This window comes from Mesorhizobium sp. P2_A12, from assembly GCF_056405075.1.
The window spans coordinates 18370-44536 of sequence record NZ_JBFUCU010000014.1 but is presented as its reverse complement, the minus strand read 5'-3'; the positions used below and the strand labels follow the sequence as shown (position 1 = coordinate 44536).

The following is a 26167-nucleotide window of genomic DNA, read 5'->3' as shown; positions in this document are numbered from 1 at the left end:
GGGATATTTCGATGAGCGAGGGACACTCGACCTATACGCCCAAGACCGGTATCGAACGCTGGTTCGACGCCCGCCTGCCGTTGCCGCGGCTGGTCTATGACAGCTTCATCGCCTATCCGGTACCACGCAACCTCAACTATGCCTGGACCTTCGGCGGCATCCTGGCGATCATGCTGGCGTCGCAGATCATCACCGGCATCGTGCTGGCCATGCACTATGCGGCCGACACCACTCTCGCCTTCGATTCGGTCGAGAAGATTATGCGCGACGTGAATTCTGGATGGCTGTTGCGCTATCTCCATGCCACAGGCGCCTCGTTCTTCTTTATGGCCGTTTATGTCCACATCTTTCGCGGCCTCTACTACGGCTCCTACAAGGCGCCGCGCGAGCTGCTGTGGATCCTCGGCTGCATCATCTACCTCCTGATGATGGCGACGGCCTTCATGGGCTACGTGCTGCCTTGGGGGCAGATGAGCTTCTGGGGCGCCACCGTCATCACCGGCTTCTTCAGCGCCATCCCGCTGGTCGGCGAATGGATCCAGCAGCTGCTGCTCGGCGGCTTCGCCGTCGACAATCCGACACTGAACCGCTTTTTCTCGCTGCACTACCTCTTGCCGTTCATGATCGCCGGGGTCGTCATTCTGCATATCTGGGCATTGCACGTCACCGGCCAGAGCAATCCGACCGGCATCGAGGTCAAGTCGAAGACCGACACCGTCGCCTTCACCCCCTACGCGACCATCAAGGATGCGTTCGGTTCGATCGTGTTCCTGTTCTTCTTTGCCTATTTCGTCTTCTACATTCCGAATTTTCTTATGGCGCCCGACAATTACATCGTAGCCAATCCGTTGAAGACACCGGCGCATATTGTGCCTGAATGGTACTTCCTGCCGTTCTACGCGATCCTGCGCGCCATCACTTTCAACATCGGGCCGATCAATTCCAAGCTCGGCGGCGTGATCTGCATGTTCGGCGCCATCGTCATGCTGTTCCTGGTGCCGTGGCTCGACACTTCGAAGGTGCGTTCGGCTGTCTACCGGCCCTGGTACAAGCTGTTCTTCTGGCTGTTCGTCGCTGACGCCGTCCTGCTTGGCTGGCTGGGCTCGCAGCCTGCCGAGGGCAGCTATGTGTTCATGGCGCAGATGGCGACGCTGTTCTACTTCGCCTTCTTCCTGGTCGCGCTGCCGGTGCTCGGGCTGATCGAGACACCGCGGCGGCTGCCGAATTCGATCACCGAGGCTGTGCTCGAGAAGAACAAGGGCGGCGGCGGACATCTGGCGGGTGCCGCGGCCTCACCAGAGACCAAGGGCTGAGCGGTAGAGAATCTAAGGGGATTTGGCATGAAAAAGATTCTCACCTCGCTGGCGCTGATCGGCCTTGTGGCCGCCGGCACTGGGGCCGCAGGCACTTGGGCGATCGCAGCCGAAGAGGCACACAACGCGGCCGCGCCGACGCATTTTCCGATTGATGAGCCGAAGGAAATCAGCTGGAGCTTTGCCGGCCCGTTCGGCACCTATGACAAAGCGCAGTTGCAGCGCGGCCTGAAGGTTTACAAGGAAGTCTGCTCGGCCTGTCACTCGATGAATCTGGTGGCATTCCGTACGCTGTCGGACCTCGGCTATTCCGACGCGCAGATCAAGTCGCTGTCGGCCGGGTACACGATCCATGACGGCCCCAACGATGCCGGCGACATGTTCGATCGCCCCGGCAAGCCGTCCGATTATTTCCCGCCGCCTTTCCCCAACGAGCAGGCAGCTGCATCCGCCAATGGTGGTGCTGCTCCGCCCGACATGTCGCTGCTAGCCAAAGCGCGCGGCGTCGAGCGCGGCTTCCCGCAGTTCGTCTTCGACATCTTCACCCAGTATGCCGCGGGCGGGCCGGACTACATCCATTCGCTGCTGACCGGCTACGACCAGACGCCGCCTGCCGGCATGGTCATTACGGAGGGCACCCATTACAACCCATACTTCGTGTCGGGCGTGTCGCTGAAGATGCCCAAGCCGCTCTCCGACGGACAGGTGACTTATGATGACGGCTCGCCGCAGACGGTCGATCAGTATGCCCGCGACGTGTCGGCCTTCCTGATGTGGGCGGCCGAGCCGCACATGGAAGACCGCAAGAAGACTGGCTTCCGCGTGCTGGTGTTCCTGCTCCTGTTCGGCGCGCTGGTCTATCTCACCAAGCGCAAGGTGTGGGAAGGCGTGGCGCACTAAACCGCGCATAAGATACAAAAGGGCGCCGAAAGGCGCCCTTTTGTATTTGGGGGGCCCGTGGTGTCACATGGCCGTCACCGCATCTGGCGATCCTGTGCCGCTTTCATCAAAGGATCGCACTCATGAAAAGATACGCATCGCTCGCGGCAGGCTTGCTGCTGCTCATCGTCGGCTCGGCCGCGCAAGCCGAAGACGCCCAGCCCTTCGTCACAAACAAGGATGTCGACCTGACGATGATCCTGCCGCCGCCGCCGGCGAACGATTCGGCGCAGACCAAGGCCGAACTTGGCGAGGTGCTGACGCTGCAGGTGACGCGCACGCCAGAGATGGTGGCCAGCGCTGTTGCCGACGCCGAGGAGAATGTCTGGCGCTTCGCCAATGTCATGGGGCCGAAGTTCAACAAGGAAACGCTGCCGAAATTCAGTGCTTTCTTCGATCGCGTGGTGGCCACCGAAGGCGCTGTCGTCGATCCGGCCAAGGATGTCTGGAAGCGTCCGCGTCCGCACCAGCTCAGCGACCTCGTCAAGCCCGCGGTCAAGCTGTCCAGCTCGGGTTCGTGGCCTTCCGGCCATGCCACCGTCGGCACCATGATGGGCATCATCCTGTCCGACATGGTTCCGGAAAAGCGCGCCGAGATCATGGCGCGTGCGGCTGAATACGCCCACAATCGTGAGGTCGGCGGTATCCACTATGCGTCCGACGTCGAGATGGGCAAGATTTCCGGCAGCGTGATCGCCGCCGTCCTGCTCAACCGGGACGACTTCAAGGCCGAATACGACGTGGCCAAGGCCGAGCTTCGTTCCGATCTCGGCATGTAATCTTTCGTCAGCAGCCGGTTTTCGACGCAAGGGGCGCTTCGGGCGCCCCTTTTTGTGCTGGCGGTTGTAGCTCGTGGGGCAGCTCGGCAATTAGGCCGTTGGCACGAACGCATCCGATTGATATTCGACGCACCAAACGGTGGCGAAGCGATTGCCACGATATGACGTCTGGAAATCAATGATGCTGCTCAGCGACTGTCACAATTTTTCCGATTTCCGCCGCATGGCGCAGCGGCGGCTGCCGGGGCCGATCTTCGACTACATCGACGGCGCGGCGGACGACGAGGTCACCTATCGTCGCAACACCGAAAGCTTCGAGACTTGCGATCTGGTTCCCAACGTCCTGCGTGGCGTCAGCGAGATCGACATGTCGGTGACGGTGATGGGCCAGAAGCTGGCGATGCCGGTCTATTGCTCGCCGACCGCCTTGCAGCGGCTATTCCATCATCAGGGCGAGCGCGCGGTCGCCAAGGCCGCCGCCAAATACGGCACGATGTTCGGCGTCTCCTCGCTTGGCACCGTCAGCCTCGAGGAGGCGCGCGGAATCAGCAGCGGCCCGCAGGTCTACCAGTTCTATTTTCACCGGGATCGCGGCCTCAACCGGGCGATGATGCAGCGGGCAAAGGAGGTTGGCATCGAAGTGATGATGCTGACCGTCGACAGCATCACCGGGGGAAATCGCGAACGCGACAAACGTACCGGCTTTGCCATCCCCTTCAAGCTCAACCTGGCCGGAATGCTGCAGTTCGCGATCAAGCCGGCCTGGGCAATCAATTATTTCACCCATGAGGGGTTCAAGCTGCCGCAGCTGGACGAGCATGTCGACATGGGCGGCGGCACCATGTCGATCAGCCGCTACTTCACTGAAATGCTCGACCCGTCGATGACCTGGGACGATGTCGCTGAGATGGTCAGGCTGTGGTCGGGTCCGTTCTGCCTCAAGGGCGTCATGTCGGTGGAGGACGCCAAACGCGCCGTCGAGATCGGCTGCAGCGGCATCGTGCTGTCGAACCATGGCGGCCGGCAACTGGATGGTTCGCGGGCAGCGTTCGACCAGCTTGCCGAGATCGTCGATGCGGTCGGCGACAAGATCGACGTCATCATGGATGGCGGCGTGCAGCGCGGCACGCATGTGCTCAAGGCGCTGTCGCTCGGCGCCAAGGCGGTCGGCGTCGGCCGCTACTATCTGTTCCCGCTCGCGGCGGCCGGCCAGCCGGGCGTCGAACGGGCACTCGAACAGATGCGGGTCGAGATCGAGCGCGGCATGAAGCTGATGGGCTGCAGTTCGATCGAACAATTGTCGCGCAAGAATCTCCGTTTCAGGTAATCTCGACCGATGAAATCCTCCCTCGAAGACTCATTGCTTGCCGCGATCCGCACCATTCCGGATTATCCCAAGCCCGGCATCTTGTTTCGCGACATCACCACGCTGCTTGGCAATGCGCGCGCCTTCCGCCGGGCCATTGACGAGCTGGTGCATCCCTATGCCGGCCAGAAGATCGACAAGATCGCCGGCATCGAGGCGCGGGGTTTCATCCTTGGCGGCGCCGTCGCCCATCAGCTCTCGGCCGGCTTCGTGCCGATCCGCAAGAAGGGCAAGCTGCCTTTCGAGACTGTGCGTGTCGCCTACAGCCTTGAATACGGGCTGGACGAGATGGAGATGCACAAGGACGGCGTTTCGCCGGGCGAGAAGGTGATCCTGGTGGACGATCTGATCGCCACGGGCGGCACCGCGGAAGCGGCGGTCAAGCTGCTGCGGCAGATCGGCGCCGACATCCTTGCCGCCTGCTTCGTCATCGACCTGCCGGATCTTGGCGGCCGCGCCAAGCTCGAAGCGCTCGGCGTGCCGGTGAGAACGCTGATCGGATTCGAGGGGCATTGAGGGGACCTCTTGCCTTCTCCCCTTGTGGGAGAAGGGAAGAAGCGGTGGGCTTACTCCACCTTCACCAGCACTGCGCTTTCGAACTCCAGCACCTTGTCGCCGGTCGAATCGAAGGCCTCGCAACGCAGCGCCAGCAGCCGCCAGCCGGGGCGTGAGGCGATCGGCCGGTGGGAAAGTGCCGTACGCGTGAAGGTGATCGTTTGCCCGGCATAGACCGGCTTCAGCCATTTCAGGTTCTTGAAGCCGGGCGAGGGGCCGAATTCCGGCACCGGTCCGGGGCCGCTCCACGCGGCGATCTCGGCGTCCATGCTGCTTGCCAGATTGAGTTTCATCCAGGTCGCGGCCGTGTGCCAGCCGGACGCGCAGAGCCCGCCGAGCACGCTCTTCTTGGCCGCTTCCTCGTCGATATGGAAGATCTGCGGGTCGTATTTCCTGGCGAACGCCTTGATCGCCTCGGGCTCGAATGTGTGCGAGCCGAGCGTAACGGTGGTGCCGATGCGGAAGAATTCGTCCAGCGTCATGCTGCGCTCCCGGCAGCGTCGCGCGTGAGGAACATGACCGAATTCTCAAGCTCGAAGACGCTTTCGCCGCGCTGGTTGAGCAGTTCGCTGCGCATGGTGACGAAGCCGAGCTGCGGCTTCGATCGCGACAGGCGCTTGGTGAGAACCACCAGGCTTCCTGTCAGTGTGTCGCCGGCCAGCACCGGCTTCTTCCATTTCACCTGATCGACGCCGGGCGATCCCTGGCAGGTGGAGTCGAGCAGGAAAGCATCGCACAGCATGCGCATGAACATGGCTGAGGTATGCCAGCCCGAAGCGGAGAGGCCGCCGAGGATGCTCGCCTTGCCGGCTTCCTCATCGAGATGCATGGGCTGCGCGTCGAATTCGCTGGCGAATTCGATGATTTCGGCGGCGCTCACTTGCTTGCTGCCGAGGTCGAACAGGGCGCCCTCGACGAAGTCCTCGTAGGCCCAGGTTTTTGCGGTCATGGTCTGGAATCCGGTTCATAGAGCCACGATTTCGGATCGGGGTTTCCGGATGCAGGCAGGGCGTCGTTTGGTCAAGAGATTTCTATAGCGCCACGTCGTGGCCGCATGGCCTTTGGCGGACGGGTCAAAGCCAGCCGCGGCGGCGGAAATACCAGAAGGGCAGGATCGCCGACAGGATCATCAGGCCGATCGCGAAGGGATAGCCGAGCTCCCATTTGAGCTCGGGGATGATCTCGAAATTCATGCCGTAGATCGAAGCCACCAGCGTCGGCGGCAGGAAGATGACGGCAGCAACCGAGAAGATCTTGATGATGGCGTTCTGCTCGATCGAGATCATGCCGAGCGTGGCGTCGAGCAGGAAGCTGATCTTCTGAGACAGGAAGGTGGCGTGGTCGGCGAGCGACAGCACGTCGCGCGACAGCGTCTTGATGCGCGCCTTGGTGTCCTTGCTCATCTTGGTCCGGGTTGAAGCATGGGCGAAGAAGCCGGCCAGGCGCTGCAGCGAGATCAGGCTGTCGCGGATCGAGGAGGCGATGTCCTCCTTGCGGCCGATGGCTTTCAGGAGCTCCTGGAAGTCGCGGTTGCGCTTGGAAACCTTGGTCGACCGCGCCTCGAAGATATCGCGTGATATCGCCTCGATGTCGCGGCCTGCGCGCTCAAGGATATCGGCGAGGCGATCGACGATCGCCTCCAGCAAGCCGATCAGGATGGTGTCGCCGCTGGTGCAGCCTGTCGCGACCTTCTCGGCGCGCTGCGGGAAGGTCTTGAACGCCTTCGGTTCGTGGTAGCGCACGGTGATCAGCTTGCTGCCGGCGAGCACGAAGGTGACCGGCGACATCAGGGGATCGTCGACCTCGGTCTGGGCGGGCAGGGTGGCGGTCATGAAGTAGGCGCCGTCCTCGACATAGAGGCGGCTCGAAATCTCGATCTCCTCCATCTCCTCGCGCGTCGGAATGGCGACGCCGAGCCAGCTTTCGATCGCCACTTCCTCTTCCCTGGTCGGGTTGAGCAGATCGGCCCAGACGACGCACTCGCTGTTTGCCAGGAGATCGTCGATGACGCGCAAGCGGTCATTGTCCACGACGAAGGCTTTGATCATCGCCGGGTCTCCCTTGCTAGAGCTAAAGGGTGCGTTCAGATGGACGCGTCGTGTCGGATTGCACGGCTCTCCTGCGCATGCGCCGACCGTGTGCCTGCCGCTTAGACCTATGGCGTGACAAAATCAAGACAAGCAACTGGCGGGCGAATGACCCTCGGCGGCTCAAAAAACTCGTCGAGAAGTCGGTATCAGAGAGTTGCCGCCAGGCGACCCTCAAGAAATCACGTGTTGAACTTGAACAGCAGGACGTCGCCGTCCTGCACGACGTATTCCTTGCCTTCGTCGCGCGCCTTGCCGGCTTCCTTGGCCGCCACTTCACCGCCCAGCGTGATGAAGTCGTTGTAGGCGATGGTCTGGGCGCGGATGAAGCCGCGCTCGAAATCGGTGTGGATGACGCCGGCCGCCTGCGGCGCCTTGGCGCCCTTGTGCACGGTCCAGGCGCGCGTTTCCTTAGGCCCGGCGGTGAAATAGGTGATCAGCTGCAACAGCTCGTAGCCGGCGCGGATGACCTTGTTCAGGCCGGGCTCGTCGAGGCCGAGCGAGGACAGGAATTCCATCTCCTCTTCGTCCGAGAGCTGGGCGACTTCCGCTTCGATGGCGGCCGAGATCACCACGGTGCTGGCGCCTTGCGCGGCGGCCATCTTTTCCACGGCCTTTGTGTGCTCGTTGCCGGTGGCGGCGTCCGCCTCGGCGACATTGCAGACATAGAGCACGGGATGCGAGGTCAGGAGGTTCAGCCCCTGCAGGATGCGCAGGTCTTCCGCCGAAATGCCCTTGAGCAGGATGCGGGTCGGCTTGCCGGCCTGCAGCAGCTCGAGCGCTGCCTCCATCAGCGGCAGCACGGTCGTCGCTTCCTTGTCCTTGCTGCTGGCGCGCTTGCGGATCTGCACGATGCGGCGCTCGAGGCTGTCGAGGTCGGCAAGCATCAGCTCGGTCTCAACCGTCTCGGCGTCGGCGACGGGGTCGATGCGGCCCTCGACATGGGTGATGTCGTCATCCTCGAAGCAGCGCAGCACGTGCACGATGGCGTCAACCTCGCGGATGTTGGCGAGGAACTGGTTGCCCAGGCCTTCGCCCTTCGAGGCGCCACGCACCAGACCGGCAATGTCGACGAAGGAGATGCGCGTCGGGATGATCTCCTTCGACTTGGCGATCGCCGCGATCTTCTGCAGGCGCGGATCGGGCACCGCCACCTCGCCGGTGTTCGGTTCGATGGTGCAGAACGGATAGTTGGCGGCCTGCGCCGCCGCCGTCCTGGTCAGCGCGTTGAAAAGCGTCGACTTGCCCACATTGGGCAAGCCAACGATGCCGCATTTGAAACCCATTTTGTCCGGTCCTATCGGGAAATCGAAATTTGATCAGGGCTATGGGCGATAGGGGTGATCAACGTCAAGCCCTGTAACGCCGCACGCTCCTGCCGCGTTCACTCCTTGCCGAAGAGTTTCTTCAGCATCGCGGCCATCGGGCCGCTTTCCGGCAGCTTGACCGCCGGCTGCTGCTGGCGAGCCTGGCGGACGTGACTTTGCTGCTTTGGGGCCGGCTGCTTCGGCGCAGGCTTTTCCGGCTCCGGCGCGGCCTTGCCCTGGACGGCGAGGCTGGCCTTGTTCATGAAGCCGGATTCGTCGCCCTTGACGATCATGGCGGCGTTGTCGGCGATCGCGTCGAGCAGCGGCTCCAGCCATTCGCGGTCGACCTTGTCGAAATCGCCGAGCACATGGTGCTGGACCATTTCCTTGACGCCGGGATGGCCGACGCCGATGCGCACGCGGCGATAGGCGTTGCCGAGATGGCCGTCGATCGAGCGGATACCGTTATGGCCGCCGGCGCCGCCGCCGGTCTTGATGCGCAGCTTGCCCTCGGCAAGGTCGATCTCGTCATAGAAGACGGTGAGAGCGGAAAGCTCAAGCTTGTAGAAGCGCAGCGCTTCGCCGACCGACTGGCCGGACAGGTTCATGAAGGTCTGCGGCTTGATCAGGACGATCTTTTCGCCGCCAAGCGTGCCTTCGCAAATCAGGCCCTGGAATTTCTTCGACCAGGGCGAAAAGGAATGGCGGCGGGCGATTGCGTCCGCCGCCATGAAGCCGACATTGTGCCGGTTGTTGGCGTATTTCGCGCCCGGATTGCCGAGACCTGCAAACAGCAGCATCGCCTGCTCCGGGCGTGAAAGAGTTACTTCTCTTCGGCGGCAGGGGCCGCTTCAGGGGTCGCCACTTCAGCCGTGACTTCCGTCTCCGGCTTCATCGCCGACGAACCGGCAATGGTCGCGATGGTGAAGTCGCGGTCGGAGATGACAGGCTTCACACCGGCCGGCAGCTTGACCGCCGAGATGTGGATCGAATCGCCGATGTCGGCGCCGGTGAGATCGACGGTGATGAATTCCGGGATCGCATTGGCCGGGCAGTGGAACTCGACTTCGTGACGCACGATGTTGAGCACGCCGCCGCGCTTGATGCCGGGCGACTTGTCCTCGTTGATGAAGTGGACAGGCACGTCGACATTGACCTCGGTGTCCTTGCCGATGCGCAGGAAGTCGACATGGACAGGGAAATCCTTGACCGGGTCGAGCTGGAAGTCCTTCGGCAGGACCTGGATCTTCTTGCCGTCGACATCGATCGTGGCGATCGTGGTCAGAAACCCGCCGCCATGGATCTTGTAGTAGATGTCCTTGTAGGTGAGCGCGATGGCCAGGGGAGGCTGCTTGTCACCATAAATTACTGCAGGCACTTTACCGTTGCGGCGAACTGCACGGGCGGACCCCTTACCGACCTGTTCGCGTGCTTCGGCCTTGAGCTCGTAAGTGTCGTGGCTCATGGCATTTCCTTTCGGTTTGTTCTGGAGCGTTCGCGGCCGGCAACGTGCTTGGCCGTAAACGTCGAAAGCCGCCGGGTGAGGCGGCTTTCCGCCGCGTTGCCTCCAAGGGTGTCTACGCGGGTGGCGGCTCTATAGCGGAAGGTGGCCGGAGGTGCAAGCCAAAGGCTAGCCGCGCTTTTCGATGACGGCGTACAACACGTTGCGGTTCTCGCCAAAGAACACCTTGGCCTCGACCGTGTTGCGGTCGACGCTGGCATTGACGATGTTCCACATGTCGACTTCCGACCGCAGCAGTAACACCCAGTCCATGAACGTCTCTCGGTACCCGGCGTCAGGATTGCCCTCCGCGTAGTTCGCGAACAGGAATGTCCCGTTCGGCTTCAACATCTGCAGGCAGGTCTTCGTGAGTTTCACGGCAACGTTGTGCGCAAGGTAGTCGTAAAGGCCGGAGGCGTAGATCAGGTCGAACTGGCCCAGCTTGTGGCCCCTCGTGAGCACCGTCCGCACCGAGCCGTCGATGGCCTCGATCGCGGTGCCCTGGAAGTCGCGCGAGATCAATCCGACGCTCTGAGGATCCTGATCGAGCGCAACCCAGCGCTTGAGACGGCCCTCCGCCAGGGCGACTGAGCGATTGGCCTCCCGCAAATGGCCGGCTGCGATCGCAAGGACCTCGGTTTGCGGTCCGTTCTTGGCCGCAGCCTCATCAACATATCGGGTCAAGAGATCGCGTCGTTCCCGTGCCGCAACGCACGACGGCACGTCCTGGGTGTGGGTATAGAGCGCCTTGCCGGTCTCCGAGGCGTTTTCCACGCTCTCAGCCACGTGCGGATCACAATAGATGTAATCGAGCAACTCCGCGTCGCCAGAATACCCCCTGGGCTTGCTGAAGGACCACCGCGTCAGCGGATCCTCGAGAAAATACTCCAGGACCGGGTGGCCCTGCACCACCGGTATCAATGCTTGCCAAACGTCGGGGTGAACCTTGGAACGCGTCGCGTTGAGGTGAGACATAAGGCGACGAATGATCTCGGCGGGGTCTTTTCGTTGTTCGATTTGCTGGTGTGTCGCGCTGAGAATGAGCGCCAGCTCCGCGCGAGCGTTTTCGAACTCTTCGCCATGATGCTCGATCGTTCCCCGACGGAGACTGCTGGCGATCATCTTGGCAGTAATCAGGCTTTTGCCATCAAACACGGTTTGCAACCCATCACTCCATAGTTAACAGTCAGTTAACTTATTGCGTAGAATGCTCCATTTGCCAATGGCGGGTCGGGTGCATTTTATCGGTATGATTAATTTCCCGCAAACCATGTTCGATCGTTAGGCAGATTCTGGGTCGGATTCCGCGTTCGAGTTAACGGAAACTTGTCTTGCTCGATTGCATTTGTTTCCCCGGCGTCGCAATCGCTGTTGCGCCCCAAGGAGCCGGCCTGCGTGAGGGCAGAAGCTAGAGATGAGTTCGGACTACAGGATCCTCTTCAGACGGGGTTCGTTGTGATGGACGAACGCGTGGCATCCGTATTGGCCGAAGCGGCTGATGCCGAGCCGTACGAACCGCGTTACGAACTGGCGTCCGACGAGCTTCGCAGCCTTTACCGAACGGAAGCCCAAACGACGCGAAGAGGAGAAGCCAGGCCGGGGCTTTGGATGGCCGTTGCCATCTATGTGCTGTTTTCGGCAACTGACCTGCTGCTGATCCCAGATGTGGCCGCCTACACGATCACGGCGCGCTTCGCGGTCGGACTGACCGCGCTTTTGATCCTGGAAATGCAGCTTCGCCATGGCGTCGGGACGGAATGGCTCGACATAACTTGCGCCGGGGCGATTATCTTTGGCTATGTCGGCTGGTTGTCCCCGGCGGTTATGGGCGCGGACAAGGAAAGCGTCTCTTATTATATGGTCTTCGGCACCATCTTCATGATGAGTGCCAATCTATTCTTCACGTTCAGATTCAAAGTTTCTATTATAACCTCAACTATAATCCTATGCATATTGTATGTCGTAAACTACTTTGTGCCTTCTACGCTAACATACAAGCTGGTGTTTGGAACTTTCTACATTTCCTGCTTCACATTCACCTCATATGTGAACTGGAAACTGAATGAGGAGCGCTACAACGTCTTCCTGAACGCCCTGGAAGCCAAAATTCAGCACAACGAGGCGACCGAACGGGGCAAGGCCCTGCTGAGGCTGTCGCGGACCGATCCGCTTACGGGTCTCGAAAATCGGCGGGCGATCGACGAAAAGCTGCGGGACTACTGGAGCGACTGGCAACGGGTTGGCACCAGTTTTGGGGCGATCCTCATCGACGTGGACTTCTTCAAAAAGTTCAATGACTGCTACGGCCATCAAGAAGGCGACCGTTGCCTGATCCATGTCGCCAATGCCCTTAGCGAAATGATCAAGCAGTATAGCGGCTCGATCGGCCGCTACGGCGGGGAAGAATTCATTGTCCTGGCTCGCGTGGAGAGAAAAGAACAGATCATGGATCTGGCCGAAGCCATTTGCAGCACGGTGGAGAGCCTGGCGCTGACTCACGAGCTGCGGCGCGACGGTGTCTCGATCGTGACAGTGAGCGTTGGCGCGGCATTCACCAGGACGCAGACTGGCGCCAAGCTGGAGAAGATCATCCACGAGGCCGATCGCGCGCTCTATCTGGCAAAAGCCGGTGGTCGAAATTGCGCTCGGCTGTTCGATCCGACCGATCCCCAGAGCAGCGATGAAAGCGAGAACATCGCGGCTTTGCTGAAGATTGCGATCGGCCAGAATCTCGTCTCGCTGGTTTATCAACCTATCCAGGATGTCAAATCGGACCGCGTTGAAGCCGTCGAGGCTCTGATGCGCCTCAGAATGCTGGACGGCACATCGGTTCCGCCGAGCCTGTTCATTCCCGTCGCCGAACGAACCGGCGCGATCCTGGAACTCGGGCGCTGGGCAATAAGGACGGTGTGCTCCGAGCTTTTGGCGGACGACCACGTCCGCGTCGTCAGTGTCAACGTCTCTCCAATTCAGCTCAAGACACCGGGCTTCGCAACGTCTGTCGCGACCATTTTGGGCGAGACCGGCGTCGCCGGCAGCAGGCTGGCCTTCGAAATCACCGAAGGACTGGAAATGGAGATGCACTCGGACATTCTTCGCTGCATCAGCGACCTGAAGCTGCTCGGTATCAAGATATGGCTCGATGACTTTGGGACGGGCTTCGCCGGCCTTTCGTGGCTTCGTCTTATCGATTTCGATACGGTGAAGATCGACCGCTCGTTTCTGCACGACTGCAGCGCCCCGAACGGCAAGGCAATGCTCCAGGACATTATCACCCTGGTCCGAAATCGCGGCCACAAAATCCTGGTCGAAGGGGTGGAAACGGACGAGCAGATGGCCCTTATGCGCGAATTCGGCATCGACAAAGTCCAGGGCTTCCATGTCGGCCGTCCCGCTCCAGCCGCCAGTTTTCAGGCAAAGCGGACCCTCCGCAAACGCTCATTCACCGTGCTCAAGTCCGCATGATAGTCGTGCGGGCGGCGGCGCTGTGGCCTTTGGCTCAGGACCGCTGTTTGGCCGCTGTCGGTCAAAAGCCGAAGTTTGGCCGACTTCACCTGATCACAGCGCCTGCTTCCATCAGCGCAGGATAGGCCCAGACGGGCATGGCGCGTCTGGCTACCGGTCGCCGGTCAGCGCATTGCGCAACGCCTGGATCTGCCGGTTCAAGGCATCAAGCTGTGCCAGCGTCATGCCCGAGCGCTCGATCAAGGCCTCATTCAGGCAGTTGCATCGCACAAGCACCGCGCGCCCGGTTGCGGTCAGGTCGACCTGCACCTGGCGCTCGTCGACCTGGCTGCGCTGGCGCCTCACCAGCCCTGCCTGTTCCATCCGCTTCACCAGCGGCGTCACAGTGCTCGATTCCAACGCAAGCCGGTGCGCGATGGTGCCGACCGACATGCCGTCGGCCTCTGCCAGCGCGTTGAGCACGAGATATTGCGGATAGGTGATGCCCATCTCGTCCAGCATCGGCTTGTAGGTGCGATTGATCGCCATACTGGTGGCGTAGAGCGTGAAACAGAGCTGATTGTCCAACGGGAGAGGCACGGCGGATTCCTTCTTGCCAATACAGGCGCCAAGTCCATACCACGAAAAATGATATCGCGATACATATTTCCATGGACAACCGGTTTGAGCTACGCTAGGCATGTCGACATCGCGATATTGTTTATCGCGACAACAATCAAAGGAAGATTGAGATGACCCAAGCTTCGCAATCCAAGCCCAGCTCAGGCAGCGGCACGATCACCACCAAGGACGGAACGCAGATCTACTACAAGGACTGGGGGACCGGTCAGCCGATCGTCTTCCATCACGGCTGGCCATTGAGCAGCGACGACTGGGACGCCCAGATGCTGTTCTTCCTGTCCAAGGGCTATCGCGTCATTGCCCATGATCGCCGTGGTCACGGCCGTTCGACCCAGACGGATATCGGCAACGAGATGGACACCTACGCCGCCGATGTCGCGGCACTCGCGGCGCATCTGGACCTCAAGGGCGCGATCCATGTCGGCCACTCGACCGGCGGCGGCGAGGTGGCGCGCTACGTCGCCCAGTATGGTTCGGGTGGTCGTGTCGCCAAGGCGGTGCTGATCGGCGCCGTGCCGCCGATCATGCTCAAGACCCCGGCCAATCCCGGCGGCCTGCCGATCGAGGTTTTCGACGGTTTCCGCTCCGCCCAGGCAGCCAACCGCGCCCAGTTCTTCCGCGACGTTCCGGCTGGCCCGTTCTACGGGTTCAACCGTCCAGGCGCGGAAGTCTCGCAAGGTGTCATCGACAATTGGTGGCGCCAGGGCATGATGGGCGGCACGAAGGCGCACTATGATTGCATCAAGGCCTTCTCGGAGACCGACTTTACCGAGGACCTGAAGACAATCGACGTGCCGGTCCTGGTCATGCACGGTGACGACGACCAGATCGTCCCCATTGCCGACTCCGCACTGTTGACGATCAAGCTGCTGAAGAAGGGCGAGCTCAAGGTCTACAAGGGCTTCCCGCATGGCATGGCCACGACCCATGCCGACATCATCAACGCCGACCTGCTTGCCTTCTTCAAGGCATAGGATATTTCGACGTTGCAGACAAAAGCACCCGCCATCAGGCGGGTGCTAAGGCCCTGCCGATTTCAGGCGATGCTCAAGCCGCCGTCGATCAGCATTTCGGCACCGACCATGAACGGGCATTCGTCCGAGGCCAGGAACACCACCGCATTGGCAATTTCCTCGGCGGTTCCGAAGCGGCCCGCGGGCACCAGGCCGACCACCGCTTTCGCGCGGGCCTTCGCCGCAGCCGGATCCAGTCCAAGTTTGTCATTGAGCGGTGTGTCGATCGGGCCCGGGCTGATTACATTGGCGCGAATGCCGCGCCCTATCAGTTCGCCCGACAGCGTTCGCGCCAGCGAAATCATGCCAGCCTTGGCCAGCGAATAGACATGCGTTCCTGCCATTCCCATATGCGCGTTGACCGAGCCGCTGAGGATGATCGACGACGGGTTCGAAAACAGCGGAACGAGCGCCTTGACCAGGAAGTACGGTCCCTTGAGGTCGACATCGATGCTCCTGTCGAACGCTGCCTCGGTCCAGTCGCCAAGCGGGCGCAGATCAGCGATGCCGGCGTTGAGGAAGAGAGCGTCGAGCTTGCCGAAGGTTTCGCCGATCCGCCCGGCAATGTCGCTTTGGGCGGCGGCATCTCCGGCGTCGGAGCCGATGATGAGCACATCGCCGCCCAAGATTTTGCGCGCTTCCTCGAGACGGCCCGCATTGGTACCGGTGATGGCGACGCGCGCGCCTTCCTCAATGAAACGTCGCGCCGTCACCAAGCCGATGCCGCTGGTGCCACCCGTAATCAGCGCGACCTTGTCTTTCAGCCTAGACATTACAGATTGCCTTTCCTGACGTGGAGCGCTGCTCATCGATCAGTCGCGCTGAGCCCGGTACCTTTATGTTCAACTTGAAGGCGTTCGCTGACCCAGCCTTGCCGTCAGCGCCATTTGTTGCACGTTTTTCGAACAATAACAGGCTTTTACCCGGCGCATGACGAAAGAATCAGTGAGGGCGTGGCAGTTGCCACGCCCTCACTCAGAATCCTGAAGACTGGCTGATATCAGCTGATTGCCGCCGCCGCCTTCCTGGCTTCCCGCATGTTCGGCAGGAACACCGTCAGCAGGCCGAGCAGCGGCAGATACGAGCAGATCTGGAAGACGAACTCGATGCCCTTCATGTCGGCGACGACGCCAAGCACGGCGGCCGCGATGCCGCCCATGCCGAAGGCGAAGCCGAAGAAGATGCCGGCAATCATGCCGACACGTCCCGGCACCAGTTCCTGCGCAAAGACGACGATGTTGGAGAAGGCCGAAGACAGGATCAGGCCGATCAGCACCGTCAGCACCATCGTCCATTCGAGGTTGGCATAGGGCAGGGCCAGCGTGAAGGGCAGCACGCCGACGATCGAGAACCAGATCATCGCTTTCTGCCCATAGCGGTCGCCGAACGGGCCGCCGAGCAGGATGCCGAGTGCCGAGGAGCCGAGGAACAGGAACAGCATGACCTGCGACATCTGCACGGAAACGCCGAATTTATGGATGGAATAGAAGGTGTAGTAGCTGGCGAGGCTGGCGATGTAGGCGTTCTTGCTCAACACCAGCAGGGTCAGCACGATCAATGCATTCATGACCTTGCGGCGCGGGAAGGGCGAGACGAAGGTTGCCGTCTTGCGGTTGCCCTGTGCGGCGCGCAGGCGGCTGTACCAGCCGCCGACCTGCCACAGCACGATGATGCCGATCAGCGATCCGACGGCGAACCACGAGATGCTGGTCTGGCCGAACGGCACGACGATGAAGGCAGCCAGCAGCGGCCCCATCGACTGGCCGAAATTGCCGCCGACCTGGAACAGTGACTGCGCAAGGCCGAAGCGGCCGCCCGACGCAAAGCGGGCGATGCGCGAGGATTCCGGATGGAAGATCGCCGAGCCGATGCCGATCAGCGAGGCGCCGATCAGCAGCAGCGAATAGTGCCCGGCATAGGCGAGCACGACCAGGCCGATCAGCGACGACGCCATGCCGTAGGGCAGCGAATAGGGCATTGGCCGCTTGTCGGTGACCATGCCGATCACCGGTTGCAGCAGCGACGCGGTCACCTGGAAGGTGAAGGTCAGGAGGCCGATCTGCCAGAAGTCCAGGCCGTAATTCTCTTTCAGCAAGGGATAGATGGCCGATAGCAGCGACTGCATGATGTCGTTGATGCAGTGGCAGAAGCTCACCGCCAGGATGACGGTGAAGGCCGTCGCCTGGGCTGAAGCGTGACTGACGGTCGCTGGTGGCGCGACGCTGGCGGCTGTCGTAGCGGTCAAGGTAGGCTCCGTGGTCTTTTTGGCGGGCACGCCCGCACGCAACTCTGGCGGACGCTCCTGCAGACCGCACTAGGACGGTTGCCTTATAAGCCGCTTGCGGCGCGACTTCTTTCGTGGTTTGGTCCAATAGTTTCGCAAGTGGGCCATACCCGATGCCGCACGGCAGGGAAATCTTTCACGCGGGCAATGCCAACCTCGAGCAATTGCACGAGCGCCGCTGGCTGTGGCTGGAGCAAGCAGTCGGGCCGGCGGTGGCGCTGCCGACCGAATATCCCGATGGCTATCATGTGCCGCAACACCGCCACAGCCGCAACCAGCTGCTGCACGCGCTGGTCGGCGTCGTGTTGGTGACGACTAGGCATGGGCGCTGGATGGTGCCGCCCGATCATGCGATGTGGATTCCGGCCGGCACCGAGCATTCGGTCGAGATGCTGGGCGATGTCTCGATGCGTTCGGTCTATGTCATGCCGCAGGCTATTCCGGGGCTGCCGGAAGGCTTGCGGGTGGTCGGCGTCACCGACCTGATGCACAGCCTGATCGTGGAGTCCGAGAAGCTGCCGCAAGGCGGCGTGCTGGAAGGGCGTGGCGGGCTGATCATGAATCTCCTGCTGCATGAAATCCCTACCTTGCCGGAACGGCCGCTCGGCCTACCTTTCCCGTCCGATCCCAGGCTGGCGGCACTCTGCCGGCGCTTCGTGGCGGCACCTTCGCCGCATGCGACGATCGACGAATGGGCGGACGCCGCCGGTATGAGCCGCCGCTCCTTCACACGCGCCTTCCACCGCCAGACCGGCCTGTCGCTGTCGACGTGGCGTCAGCAGGCCTGCCTGTTTGCAGCCCTGCCGCGGCTGGCCGACGGCGAGCCGATCACCAGGGTGGCGCTCGATCTCGGCTATGACAGCGTGCCGGCCTTCATCACCATGTTCAAGCGCATGCTGGGCGCGTCGCCGCGCGGCTACATGCGCGGTGCGCGCGACAACGGCGAAGGCATACGTCGGCCAAGCGCTTCGCTTCGACTGGAAAGTCCATGATTTCGGCATGATGCGCGGCCCTTCAGCCCGCGACCGCCTCGGGCTGGCTGGTGCGGATGACCTCCTCGCCATGCGAGGCGGAAGCCGGCGCCCGGCCACGGCTGTGTTGGCGTGGCGAACAGCCCATCACCCGCTTGAAGGCGGTGCTAAAGGCGCTTTCGGATTCGTAGCCGAGCGACAGTGCAATGACGGAAACAGGATCGCTAGAACTCGCCAGCCTGTCGCCGGCCAAGAGCATGCGCCAGCGCGTCAGGTAGTCTATGGGGGAAGCGCCGACCATCGCCTTGAATTTCAGGGCAAAGGTCGACCGCGACATGCCGGCGCGTTCGCCCAGCGCCTGCAATGTCCAGCCATGCGACGGGTCTTCGTGCATGGCGCCGATCGCCGCGCCGATCTGTTTGTCGGCCAGCGCAAACAGCCAGCCGACGCCGCCCCGCAAGCCCTCCGCCATATGCAGGCGCAAGGCCTCGATCAGGATCATGTGGGCGAGATGCTCGACGATGAGAAAGCCACCCGGCCGCCGCTCGCGCAATTCCTGCATCATTCGCTCCACCGGCCAGCGCAGCGCCGAATGATCGGAGTCGCTGCGAATGTGGACGATCGGCGGCAACATCCGCAACAGGATGCCGGCGTGGTCCCCGGATAGGGCAAAGCGGCTGCTGACGAGAAGGAAATCGCCGCCGCCATTATGCGAGGTGACGCCACCGGTGCGGGCTGGGGAAAAGATGGTGCGGGCATCGACCGACGACAGGTCCATGTCGCTGGCAAGGCGGAAAGGACGCCCGCGCGGCAGCAGGAAACAGTCGCCCGTCTCAAGCCGCACCGCATCGGCGACGCCGTCCACGGACAGCCAGCATCGGCCGGACACCACGGCACCGCATTTGATGGCGGCCTGCTGGTCGGGGAACTGGATCGACCAGTCGCCACCGGCCTCCAGCCCGGCGGACAGGTAATTGCGCGGCTTCAGCAGCGACAGCACATCTGAGAGCGGATCCATGAGCATTCCGGACGATTGCGAAGATAATACGGACTTTACAGCATAGATCGTATTTCCTCAATTCCGTATCTCCTCGGCAACGGGCTGCCAGTGCGGCCCTCGACCAAACAAAGGAGAAATCGCGATGCGTGTATTTGTCAGCGGTGCCACCGGTTTTGTCGGTTCGGCGGTTGTGCGGGAGCTCATTGGAGCGGGCCATCAGGTGCTTGGCCTCGCCCGTTCGGATGCAGGTGCGAGGTCGATTGTCGCTGCGGGCGCCGAGGCGCATCGCGGCGATATCGAGGACCTGGAGAGCCTGCGCAGTGGAGCGGCCCTTTCGGATGGCGTCATCCACACCGCCTTCAACCATGACTTCTCGAAATTCGCGGCGAATTGCGAGGCGGACCGGCGCGCCATCGAGACGCTCGGGGCGGAACTCGAAGGCTCCGAGCGGCCCTTGCTCGTCACCTCCGGCCTGGCGCTGCTGACGCCGGCCGGCAGCATGGCGAGCGAGGGCGACGCGCCTGTTCCCCCATCCGCTTCCTATCCCCGTGCCTCGGAAGTGACGGCCGAAGCGCTGGCGGCGCGCGGCGTGCGCGCCTCGGCGGTGCGTCTTTCGCCCTCGGTCCACGGCGACGGCGATCATGGCTTCGTACCGATGCTGATCGGCATCGCGCGTCAAAAAGGCGTTTCGGCCTATATTGGCGACGGGACGAACCGCTGGCCTGCAGTGCACCGGCTGGACGCCGCCAGGCTCTTCAGGCTGGCACTCGAGAAGGGGACCGGGGGAGCCAGGTATCACGGCGTTGCCGACCAGGGTGTACCGACGCGCGAGATCGCCGAGATCATCGGCCACCGGCTGAAGCTGCCTGTGGTCTCCAAAACCCGCGAGGAAGCAGCCGACCATTTCGGCTTCCTCGGCCACTTCTTCGGCATGGATTGGCCGGCTTCCAGCGAGCGGACCAGGCAGGCGCTTGGATGGCAGCCGATGCAGCCGGGGTTGATCGCCGATCTCGACGGCCCGAGCTATTTCGAAGGTTGAGGCTGTTTCGGGCCGGGCCTAGTCGAACAGGCTCGACACCGATTCCTCGGTCGCCGTGCGCGAGATGGCCTCGCCCATCAGGTCGGCGATCGAGATGACGCGGATGTTGGGAGCGTCAAGCACGCCTTGGGTCGGCTGGATGGAATCGGTGATCACCAGTTCCTGCAGCTTCGAGCCGCTGATGCGGGCGACGGCGCCGCCCGACAGGACACCGTGGGTGATGTAGGCGGTGACGCTGGTGGCGCCGTTGGCCAGCAGCGCATCGGCGGCATTGCACAGCGTGCCGCCGGAATCGACGATGTCGTCGATCAGCAGGCAATCCTTGCCGGCAACGGCGCCGATGATGTTCATCACTTCCGATTCGCCCGGACGCTCGCGGCGCTTGTCGACGATGGCCAGCTGCGCGTCGAAGCGCTTGGCCAGCGCACGGGCGCGCACCACGCCGCCGATATCGGGCGACACCACCACGACATTGCCGAGCTGCTTGTACTTCGCCTTCACGTCGCGGGCCATGACCGGCACCGAAAACAGATTGTCAGTCGGGATGTCGAAAAAGCCCTGGATCTGGCCGGCATGCAGGTCGAGCGTCAGAACACGGTCGACGCCGGCGCGGGTGATCATGTTGGCGACCAGCTTGGCCGAGATCGGCGTGCGGCCGGAGGCGCGGCGGTCCTGCCTGGCGTAGCCGAAATAGGGAATCACCGCCGTGATGCGCTTGGCCGACGAGCGCATGAAGGCATCGATCATGATGAGCAGTTCCATCAGGTGATCGTTGGTCGGGAACGAGGTCGACTGCAGGATGAAGACATCCTCGCCGCGCACATTTTCCTGGATTTCGACGAAGATTTCCTGGTCGGCGAAGCGCCTGACACTGGCCTTGCCCAGCGGGATGTTGAGATAGCGGGCGACCGCTTCGGCCAGCACCCTGTTGGAATTGCCCGCGAAGAGTTTCATACACCGTTCCTGGTGGAGGATGGAGAGATCAGACAGACTCTCCTGCACCTTTTAACCGGGCTTTTAGCGGCCCGCGCCGGTATTGCAAGCGCCGAGATCGGGAATCCGCCGGCTAATCTCAAGAAAGCCTCGCGCCATCGCCAGCGGGCAACACCTCAGCCCGCCTTGCCGCCAAGCCAGGCGGCGAACTGGTCGATGGTCTGGTCGGCGATTGCCTGCATTGTCGCCGGTGAGACCCCTTTCCAGCTGTCGCCGCCCCCACTGTTGCCGGAATTGACCGAAGCCGACTTCTGCTGGCCGTTGATGCGGTGCAGCCGGTTGCCGGCCGGGTCGTAGACGTCCCAGACATAGATGACGGTGGTGTCCTTGCCTTCCGATATCGCCGAGAAATAACCCTTGAGCACATGGGTCGCGGTCTGGTCGGTGCTGCCGGCAAGCGTGATGCCACGTTGCCTGGCGCGTGTCTGCAATTCCGCGGTCAGCGGCGTGGCGGCCTCCACTGAAGCACCGACGATCGGCGCGATCTGCAGGCGGGTCTTCGACAGGATGGCAGCGCTTTGGGCTGGCGAGATCGGCGCGGTGGTTGAGGGATTGCCCGCAATGGCGGGGTCGGCGGGCGACGGGGCGGGGACGGCGCTGCCCTGGGTGCTTGGCGTCGACGGCGTCGAGGTCCCCGGCGGGGTGATGGCGGAGGGTTCGAGGACGTCCTTTGCGTTGGTGCAGGCGGCAAGAGCCAATGCCACAAGCAATGACACGGTCGTCACATGCGATCGTCTCATTTGCCTTCTAACTCCTTGGCGAAGAACGCCTCCCATTGTGGATTCACTGTACGATCAAGTCGAGATCATGGCGGGACAGCGGCTTCGGCTGGGATTCGGTGGTCAGATATGTGCGGCCAAGCGTCATCGCGGTCTCGGTGTCGGAATCCATGATGATCATGTGGGCGAACAGCGTCATGTTCGGCGCAACCGGCTCGGGGTTGCCCTGGTAGAACATCGGCATGTCCATCCAGGACGGCGTGAAGCGGGCGCCGACCGAATAGCCGCAAGCGTTCAGCCGGTGCTTGGTCAGGCCGTGCGCCTCCATGGTGCGGGCATGGGCATCGAAGACGTCGCCGAAGCTGTTGCCCGGCGCCATCGCCTTCTCGACGGCCAGAAGTGCCGCGCGGGCGGCGTCGAACAGCTCCTGATGGCGCTTCGAGACCTTGCCGGTGAGCACCGTGCGCATCATCGGCGCATGGTAGTGATTGAAGACGCCAGCCCATTCGAGCGTCAGCTGGTCGTTCTTGGTGAGCTTGCGGCGGCCGGACTTGTAGCGGCACAGCAGCGCATCGACGCCGGAGCCGATGATGAATTCGTTGGCCGGATAGTCGCCGCCACCGGCAAAGATCGCGCCCTGCATGGCCGCCAGGATCAGTGCTTCGTCGCCGCCCTGCTTGATCAGCGGCAAGGCCGCGTCGAGCGCGTCGTCGGAAAGGTTGGCGGCCTTCTCGGCCTTGGCGATTTCGGCCGGGCTCTTGAACAGGCGCAGCCGCCCGACGATGCCGGACGCGTCGGCGATCTGGCCAAAGGTCTGCAGCTGTTCGTCCAGCCGCCGGCCATTGTAGGCGGTCAGCCCGTGGGTGTCGTATTCGACGCCGATGCGGGCGCCGAGCAGGTCGAGTTCGTTGAGCAGATTGCGCAGGTCGACCGCCGGATTGGCCCCATTGCGATCGGTCCACAGGACGATGTTGTCGATGATCGAGGTCTGGCGCGCCTGGCGCAGGTCGGCCGAGCGGGTCAACAGCACCATCGAACCGTCGGCCTTCACCACCAGGCACTGGAAGAAGCAGAAGCCAAACGTGTCGTAGCCGGTCAGCCAGTACATGCTTTCCTGGGCGAACAGCAGGATGGCGTCGAGCTTCTTCTCGGCCAACTCGATCATCAGCCGGTCGCGCCGCGCGTCAAATTCCGAACGTTCAAAATGCAGCGCCATTATTGCTTCTCCAAAACGATTGCCGAAACCTGCCGGCCGTAATCGGGCTCCTTGCGGTGCGTGGTGCGCCGGTAGGAGTAAAACAGATCTTCCTCGGCATAAGTGCAGCGGCCGAGGCCCTCGGCCGTCACGCCGGCCTTCGCCAGCCGGTCGACTGTATAGCGATTGAGGTCGAACATCGCATGGCCGGCGTTGGCGGAGGACGCGAAATAGCGGATGTTTTCAGCGTCGGCCTCTACGAAACGGGCGACGAATTCCGGCCCGACCTCATAGTTTTCGGGGCCGATCGAAGGGCCAAGCACGGCGACGATGTTTTCGCGGCTGGCGCCGAGGTTTTCCATGGCAAGGATGGTGTTTTCGAGCACGCCGGTGAAGGCGCCTTTCCAGCCGGCATGCGCGGCGCCAATGATGCGCGCCTGCGCATCGGCGAACAGCACTGGGCCGCAATCGGCGGTCGAGGCACCGATGGCGATGCCCGGCCGGTCGGTGACGATGGCGTCGGCCTTGGGCCGCTCGCCGGCAAAGGGCTCGCGCACGATGATGACATCGGGCGAATGCACCTGCCAGGCGGTCAGCAAATGGCTCGCCGGCACGCCCATCCAGGCGGCGACACGGCTGCGGTTCTCGGCGACCAGCGCCTGGTCGTCATTCGATCCAGTGCCGATGTTGAGGCCCTGGTAGATGCCGCTGGAAACACCGCCGACGCGGGTGAAATAGCCGTGGCGGATGCCTTGCGCCTGCGCCTTGTCCAGCAGGGGCGACCGAACGGGATCCGGTTTGGTCTGATTCAGCATGCGGGCGTTGTTGTCCGTGTGGGCGGTTTCGTCAAGAAGAAGTGCTTTTCGACAAGAAGGCGGGGCAGAGTTCGGCTGGCGGTCCGAACGCAGCTTGCCGGACGGGAGATTGGGAGAGGCGGCAGTGAAAAGTCAATCCGCCGTGGCAAAGGGCCGGACGGCCATGTCGCGCGGCAGCACGGCAAGCACCTTGAACAGCTCGCCCATGGCTTGCGCGCCGGCGAGGCGTTCGACGTCGTCGGCGATCTTGTCGCGCGCCGTCTGGTCGGCATCGGCGCCGAGCCGGCCGGCACGCTCGAGAATGCCCATGCCGAGCAGGAAGCCGCCTTGCGTCGACAGATGGGCGTCGAGCCCATGCGCGCGGACGGTTGCGGCAAGAGCGGCGAAATCGACATGGGTCGTCAGGTCAGCCTCGCCGGGATTGGCCAGCACATCTTCGTGATCGTGCCTGCGCAGAGCCTGCAGGGTATCGCCGACACCTGGCCTGAGGTGGCCATAGTCGATGAACAGGCCGGCGCCGCCATGCCTGGATATGCGTTCGGCAATGGCCGCCATCAGGGCCGCCCGTGCCGGCGCGACTTCGACGATCGCGCCTTGCGGCGCGTCGGTGGCGTCGTCAGGCAGCAGCGTCGGGTCGACCGAGCCGGCGCCGGCGAAGAAGCGCAGCTCACTGGTCTCGTCCAGACCGACCACGCGTTCGCGCCAGCCGGCGCCGGCGCGGACGAACTGGCGGATGGGCACGGCATCGAACAATTCGTTGCCGACGATGAACAGCGGCTGTTGCGGCAGCGTGTCGATGGTTTCGTGCCAATCGATCGCGAAGGGCTTGGTGCCGAGCGTCTGTTTCTGGACTTCGGTCAGGCGTGGGCTGGTCTCGATCATGGCGAAGGCGGCGCCATTGGCCAGATCAGGATCAAGCCGCGACAGCGTGCGCAGCATGTCCTTCATCAGCGTGCCGCGGCCAGGACCGATCTCAGCGACGGTGGCCGGCAGCAGCCGGCCGCTCGCCAGCCAGGCCTGGTAGAGCCAGATGGCGACGAGTTCGCCGAACATCTGGCTGATCTCGGGCGCGGTGATGAAGTCGCCGGCCGCGCCAAAGGGTTCGCGCGTCGTGTAGTAGCCGTCCACGGGGTCGAACAGGCACAGCGCCATATATTCGTTGACGGGAAGCGGCCCCAACGCCTCGATCAGGCCGACGATGCGGGTCTTCAGCCGTGTCATGCCGGCTGCGGTTGTGGCACCGGCTTGGCGGTCACCATCGCCCAGATCCCGACCAGCACCATCGGCGACGACAGGATCATGCCCATGGTCAGCCAGTTGGTGCCGAGGAGATAGCCGAGCTGCTGGTCCGGCTCGCGGAAGAACTCGACGAAGATGCGCGACAGGCCGTAGCCGCAGATGAAGGCGCCGCCGACGAAGCGCGGCGTCTTCAGCTTGAGACGCGAATGGGTGAGGATGCGCAGGACGAGGAACAGCACCACGCCCTCCAGCAAGGCCTCATAGAGCTGGCTCGGATGGCGGGCAAACGGCCCGCCATTGGGGAACTCGATCGCCCACGGCACGTCGGTGGGGCGCCCCCACAGCTCGGAATTGATGAAATTGGCGACGCGCACCAGGCCAAGGCCAACCGGCACGCCGGCCGCCACCACGTCGAACAGCGACCATGTGCGGATGCCGCGCTTGATGGAAAACAGCGTCATGGCGAGGATGACGCCGAGCAGGCCGCCATGGAACGACATGCCGCCCTGCCAGACTGCGAAGATGTCGAGCGGATGGGCGATGTAGCGCGGCAGGTCGTAGAACAGCACGTAGCCGGTGCGGCCGCCCAGCACGACACCGATGGCCGCCCAGACAATGAAGTCGTCGAGATCCTCCGGTTTCATCGGCAGGACGCCGTTCGGCCACAGCCTCGCATTGGCGGCGAGGCGCTTGGCGTACCACCAGGCGAACAGGATGCCGACGATGTAGCCGACGCCGTACCAATGCACCGCCAGCGGCCCGATCTGGATGAGGATCGGGTTGATGTTGGGGAAGGGCAGGGAGGCCAGCGGCAGCAGGAAATAATCGTTCAACGGGGAACTCTCGGTTGCGATCGCGTTTGGGCGCGGACCATGCGGCAGGGTTTTGGCAGGGTCAAGGCAAGGCGGACGTGTCCGACTTGATGCCGCAGCAGGGCGCAACATGCTTGCATTCCAAGTGCAGCGC

At 62.6% G+C, this 26167-nt stretch carries 26 protein-coding genes; 9 read left to right on the top strand and 17 right to left on the bottom strand.

What is annotated here, in order from left to right:
* Window positions 1-11: 11 nt before the first annotated feature.
* The 5 genes from AC1DZU_RS25760 (at window position 12) to AC1DZU_RS25740 (ending at window position 4913) form a co-directional block, all read left to right on the top strand.
* A complete protein-coding gene (locus AC1DZU_RS25760) occupies window positions 12-1313 on the top strand; it encodes a cytochrome b (RefSeq protein ID WP_477289524.1) in 1302 nt (433 codons plus the stop codon).
* Window positions 1314-1340: 27 nt separating this feature from the next.
* On the top strand, window positions 1341-2213 hold the full coding sequence (locus AC1DZU_RS25755) for a cytochrome c1 (RefSeq protein ID WP_477289523.1): 873 nt from the start codon (window positions 1341-1343) through the stop codon (window positions 2211-2213).
* Window positions 2214-2335: 122 nt separating this feature from the next.
* Window positions 2336-3031 (top strand): acid phosphatase, encoded by a 696-nt coding sequence (locus tag AC1DZU_RS25750; RefSeq protein WP_184874675.1) that lies wholly within the window; start codon window positions 2336-2338, stop codon window positions 3029-3031.
* A 181-nt stretch (window positions 3032-3212) separates the two neighbouring features.
* Entirely contained in the window at window positions 3213-4358 is a 1146-nt protein-coding gene (locus AC1DZU_RS25745; protein WP_477289522.1) for an alpha-hydroxy acid oxidase, read from the top strand.
* 9 nt (window positions 4359-4367) lie between these two features.
* The gene (locus AC1DZU_RS25740) at window positions 4368-4913 is read left to right on the top strand and encodes an adenine phosphoribosyltransferase (RefSeq protein WP_095090850.1); all 546 of its coding nucleotides are present in this window, start codon (window positions 4368-4370) and stop codon (window positions 4911-4913) included.
* A 50-nt stretch (window positions 4914-4963) separates the two neighbouring features.
* Here AC1DZU_RS25740 and AC1DZU_RS25735 read toward each other — a convergent pair whose 3' ends face one another.
* The 7 genes from AC1DZU_RS25735 to AC1DZU_RS25705 form a co-directional block, all read right to left on the bottom strand.
* Window positions 4964-5434 (bottom strand): MaoC family dehydratase, encoded by a 471-nt coding sequence (locus tag AC1DZU_RS25735; RefSeq protein ID WP_477289521.1) that lies wholly within the window; start codon window positions 5432-5434, stop codon window positions 4964-4966.
* Entirely contained in the window at window positions 5431-5901 is a 471-nt protein-coding gene (locus AC1DZU_RS25730) for a MaoC family dehydratase (RefSeq protein WP_477289520.1), read from the bottom strand. Before AC1DZU_RS25730 ends, AC1DZU_RS25735 begins: the two co-directional genes overlap by 4 nt.
* A 124-nt stretch (window positions 5902-6025) precedes the next feature.
* A complete protein-coding gene (gene corA / locus AC1DZU_RS25725) occupies window positions 6026-7000 on the bottom strand; it encodes a magnesium/cobalt transporter CorA (protein ID WP_477289519.1) in 975 nt (324 codons plus the stop codon).
* Between the two features lie 221 nt (window positions 7001-7221).
* Window positions 7222-8325 (bottom strand): redox-regulated ATPase YchF, encoded by a 1104-nt coding sequence (gene ychF, locus AC1DZU_RS25720; protein WP_477289518.1) that lies wholly within the window; start codon window positions 8323-8325, stop codon window positions 7222-7224.
* Window positions 8326-8423: 98 nt separating this feature from the next.
* A complete protein-coding gene (gene pth, locus AC1DZU_RS25715) occupies window positions 8424-9146 on the bottom strand; it encodes an aminoacyl-tRNA hydrolase (protein ID WP_477289517.1) in 723 nt (240 codons plus the stop codon).
* Window positions 9147-9169: 23 nt separating this feature from the next.
* Window positions 9170-9811 carry a 50S ribosomal protein L25/general stress protein Ctc gene (locus AC1DZU_RS25710; RefSeq protein WP_184874668.1) on the bottom strand — a complete coding sequence of 214 codons (642 nt, stop codon included), beginning with the start codon at window positions 9809-9811 and terminating at the stop codon, window positions 9170-9172.
* Between the two features lie 165 nt (window positions 9812-9976).
* Complete coding sequence (locus AC1DZU_RS25705; protein WP_477289516.1) at window positions 9977-11011, bottom strand: class I SAM-dependent methyltransferase; 1035 nt, start codon at window positions 11009-11011, stop codon at window positions 9977-9979.
* Between the two features lie 306 nt (window positions 11012-11317).
* Between AC1DZU_RS25705 and AC1DZU_RS25700 the strand changes: the two genes are divergently transcribed.
* Window positions 11318-13312 carry a putative bifunctional diguanylate cyclase/phosphodiesterase gene (locus tag AC1DZU_RS25700; RefSeq protein ID WP_477289592.1) on the top strand — a complete coding sequence of 665 codons (1995 nt, stop codon included), beginning with the start codon at window positions 11318-11320 and terminating at the stop codon, window positions 13310-13312.
* A gap of 150 nt (window positions 13313-13462) precedes the next feature.
* Here the strand turns inward: AC1DZU_RS25700 and AC1DZU_RS25695 are convergent, their stop codons facing one another.
* Window positions 13463-13891 carry a MarR family winged helix-turn-helix transcriptional regulator gene (locus AC1DZU_RS25695; protein WP_477289515.1) on the bottom strand — a complete coding sequence of 143 codons (429 nt, stop codon included), beginning with the start codon at window positions 13889-13891 and terminating at the stop codon, window positions 13463-13465.
* A gap of 152 nt (window positions 13892-14043) precedes the next feature.
* Here AC1DZU_RS25695 and AC1DZU_RS25690 point away from each other — a divergent pair, with 152 nt between their 5' ends.
* The gene (locus AC1DZU_RS25690; protein WP_477289514.1) at window positions 14044-14907 is read left to right on the top strand and encodes an alpha/beta fold hydrolase; all 864 of its coding nucleotides are present in this window, start codon (window positions 14044-14046) and stop codon (window positions 14905-14907) included.
* Between the two features lie 62 nt (window positions 14908-14969).
* Here AC1DZU_RS25690 and AC1DZU_RS25685 read toward each other — a convergent pair whose 3' ends face one another.
* Window positions 14970-15719 carry an SDR family oxidoreductase gene (locus AC1DZU_RS25685; protein ID WP_477289513.1) on the bottom strand — a complete coding sequence of 250 codons (750 nt, stop codon included), beginning with the start codon at window positions 15717-15719 and terminating at the stop codon, window positions 14970-14972.
* A gap of 227 nt (window positions 15720-15946) precedes the next feature.
* Window positions 15947-17191, bottom strand: a complete 1245-nt coding sequence (locus AC1DZU_RS25680) for an MFS transporter (protein ID WP_477289512.1) — start codon at window positions 17189-17191, stop codon at window positions 15947-15949.
* A gap of 152 nt (window positions 17192-17343) precedes the next feature.
* Here AC1DZU_RS25680 and AC1DZU_RS25675 point away from each other — a divergent pair, with 152 nt between their 5' ends.
* Window positions 17344-18222: an AraC family transcriptional regulator gene (locus AC1DZU_RS25675; RefSeq protein WP_477289511.1), complete on the top strand. Its 879-nt coding sequence runs from the start codon at window positions 17344-17346 to the stop codon at window positions 18220-18222.
* Window positions 18223-18244: 22 nt separating this feature from the next.
* Here AC1DZU_RS25675 and AC1DZU_RS25670 read toward each other — a convergent pair whose 3' ends face one another.
* A complete protein-coding gene (locus AC1DZU_RS25670; RefSeq protein ID WP_477289510.1) occupies window positions 18245-19219 on the bottom strand; it encodes an AraC family transcriptional regulator in 975 nt (324 codons plus the stop codon).
* A 124-nt stretch (window positions 19220-19343) separates the two neighbouring features.
* Here AC1DZU_RS25670 and AC1DZU_RS25665 point away from each other — a divergent pair, with 124 nt between their 5' ends.
* On the top strand, window positions 19344-20240 hold the full coding sequence (locus AC1DZU_RS25665; RefSeq protein WP_477289509.1) for an SDR family oxidoreductase: 897 nt from the start codon (window positions 19344-19346) through the stop codon (window positions 20238-20240).
* Between the two features lie 18 nt (window positions 20241-20258).
* Here AC1DZU_RS25665 and AC1DZU_RS25660 read toward each other — a convergent pair whose 3' ends face one another.
* From AC1DZU_RS25660 to lgt, 6 genes are all read right to left on the bottom strand, one after another.
* A complete protein-coding gene (locus AC1DZU_RS25660; RefSeq protein ID WP_019860650.1) occupies window positions 20259-21194 on the bottom strand; it encodes a ribose-phosphate pyrophosphokinase in 936 nt (311 codons plus the stop codon).
* A 155-nt stretch (window positions 21195-21349) separates the two neighbouring features.
* A complete protein-coding gene (locus AC1DZU_RS25655; protein WP_477289508.1) occupies window positions 21350-21973 on the bottom strand; it encodes a hypothetical protein in 624 nt (207 codons plus the stop codon).
* Window positions 21974-22016: 43 nt separating this feature from the next.
* On the bottom strand, window positions 22017-23168 hold the full coding sequence (locus AC1DZU_RS25650) for a M24 family metallopeptidase (RefSeq protein ID WP_477289507.1): 1152 nt from the start codon (window positions 23166-23168) through the stop codon (window positions 22017-22019).
* On the bottom strand, window positions 23168-23962 hold the full coding sequence (gene pgeF / locus AC1DZU_RS25645) for a peptidoglycan editing factor PgeF (RefSeq protein WP_477289506.1): 795 nt from the start codon (window positions 23960-23962) through the stop codon (window positions 23168-23170). The genes AC1DZU_RS25650 and pgeF overlap by 1 nt, the downstream gene beginning before the upstream one ends.
* Window positions 23963-24094: 132 nt before the next feature.
* The gene (locus AC1DZU_RS25640; RefSeq protein WP_477289505.1) at window positions 24095-25183 is read right to left on the bottom strand and encodes a class I SAM-dependent methyltransferase; all 1089 of its coding nucleotides are present in this window, start codon (window positions 25181-25183) and stop codon (window positions 24095-24097) included.
* Window positions 25180-26034, bottom strand: a complete 855-nt coding sequence (gene lgt / locus AC1DZU_RS25635) for a prolipoprotein diacylglyceryl transferase (RefSeq protein ID WP_095090868.1) — start codon at window positions 26032-26034, stop codon at window positions 25180-25182. Before lgt ends, AC1DZU_RS25640 begins: the two co-directional genes overlap by 4 nt.
* Between the last annotated feature and the right edge of the window lie 133 nt (window positions 26035-26167).

Coding starts and splice junctions, on each gene's coding strand:
- AC1DZU_RS25640 (WP_477289505.1), bottom strand. CDS start 25,183: ATGACACGGCTGAAGACCCGCATCGTCGGCCTGATCGAGGCGTTGGGG.
- AC1DZU_RS25650 (WP_477289507.1), bottom strand. CDS start 23,168: ATGGCGCTGCATTTTGAACGTTCGGAATTTGACGCGCGGCGCGACCGG.
- AC1DZU_RS25730 (WP_477289520.1), bottom strand. CDS start 5,901: ATGACCGCAAAAACCTGGGCCTACGAGGACTTCGTCGAGGGCGCCCTG.
- pth (WP_477289517.1), bottom strand. CDS start 9,146: ATGCTGCTGTTTGCAGGTCTCGGCAATCCGGGCGCGAAATACGCCAAC.
- AC1DZU_RS25710 (WP_184874668.1), bottom strand. CDS start 9,811: ATGAGCCACGACACTTACGAGCTCAAGGCCGAAGCACGCGAACAGGTC.
- AC1DZU_RS25685 (WP_477289513.1), bottom strand. CDS start 15,719: ATGTCTAGGCTGAAAGACAAGGTCGCGCTGATTACGGGTGGCACCAGC.
- ychF (WP_477289518.1), bottom strand. CDS start 8,325: ATGGGTTTCAAATGCGGCATCGTTGGCTTGCCCAATGTGGGCAAGTCG.
- AC1DZU_RS25690 (WP_477289514.1), top strand. CDS start 14,044: ATGACCCAAGCTTCGCAATCCAAGCCCAGCTCAGGCAGCGGCACGATC.
- AC1DZU_RS25665 (WP_477289509.1), top strand. CDS start 19,344: ATGCGTGTATTTGTCAGCGGTGCCACCGGTTTTGTCGGTTCGGCGGTT.
- corA (WP_477289519.1), bottom strand. CDS start 7,000: ATGATCAAAGCCTTCGTCGTGGACAATGACCGCTTGCGCGTCATCGAC.
- AC1DZU_RS25675 (WP_477289511.1), top strand. CDS start 17,344: ATGCCGCACGGCAGGGAAATCTTTCACGCGGGCAATGCCAACCTCGAG.
- AC1DZU_RS25760 (WP_477289524.1), top strand. CDS start 12: ATGAGCGAGGGACACTCGACCTATACGCCCAAGACCGGTATCGAACGC.
- AC1DZU_RS25670 (WP_477289510.1), bottom strand. CDS start 19,219: ATGGATCCGCTCTCAGATGTGCTGTCGCTGCTGAAGCCGCGCAATTAC.
- AC1DZU_RS25745 (WP_477289522.1), top strand. CDS start 3,213: ATGCTGCTCAGCGACTGTCACAATTTTTCCGATTTCCGCCGCATGGCG.
- AC1DZU_RS25755 (WP_477289523.1), top strand. CDS start 1,341: ATGAAAAAGATTCTCACCTCGCTGGCGCTGATCGGCCTTGTGGCCGCC.
- AC1DZU_RS25740 (WP_095090850.1), top strand. CDS start 4,368: ATGAAATCCTCCCTCGAAGACTCATTGCTTGCCGCGATCCGCACCATT.
- AC1DZU_RS25750 (WP_184874675.1), top strand. CDS start 2,336: ATGAAAAGATACGCATCGCTCGCGGCAGGCTTGCTGCTGCTCATCGTC.
- AC1DZU_RS25735 (WP_477289521.1), bottom strand. CDS start 5,434: ATGACGCTGGACGAATTCTTCCGCATCGGCACCACCGTTACGCTCGGC.
- AC1DZU_RS25660 (WP_019860650.1), bottom strand. CDS start 21,194: ATGAAACTCTTCGCGGGCAATTCCAACAGGGTGCTGGCCGAAGCGGTC.
- AC1DZU_RS25655 (WP_477289508.1), bottom strand. CDS start 21,973: ATGAGACGATCGCATGTGACGACCGTGTCATTGCTTGTGGCATTGGCT.
- pgeF (WP_477289506.1), bottom strand. CDS start 23,962: ATGCTGAATCAGACCAAACCGGATCCCGTTCGGTCGCCCCTGCTGGAC.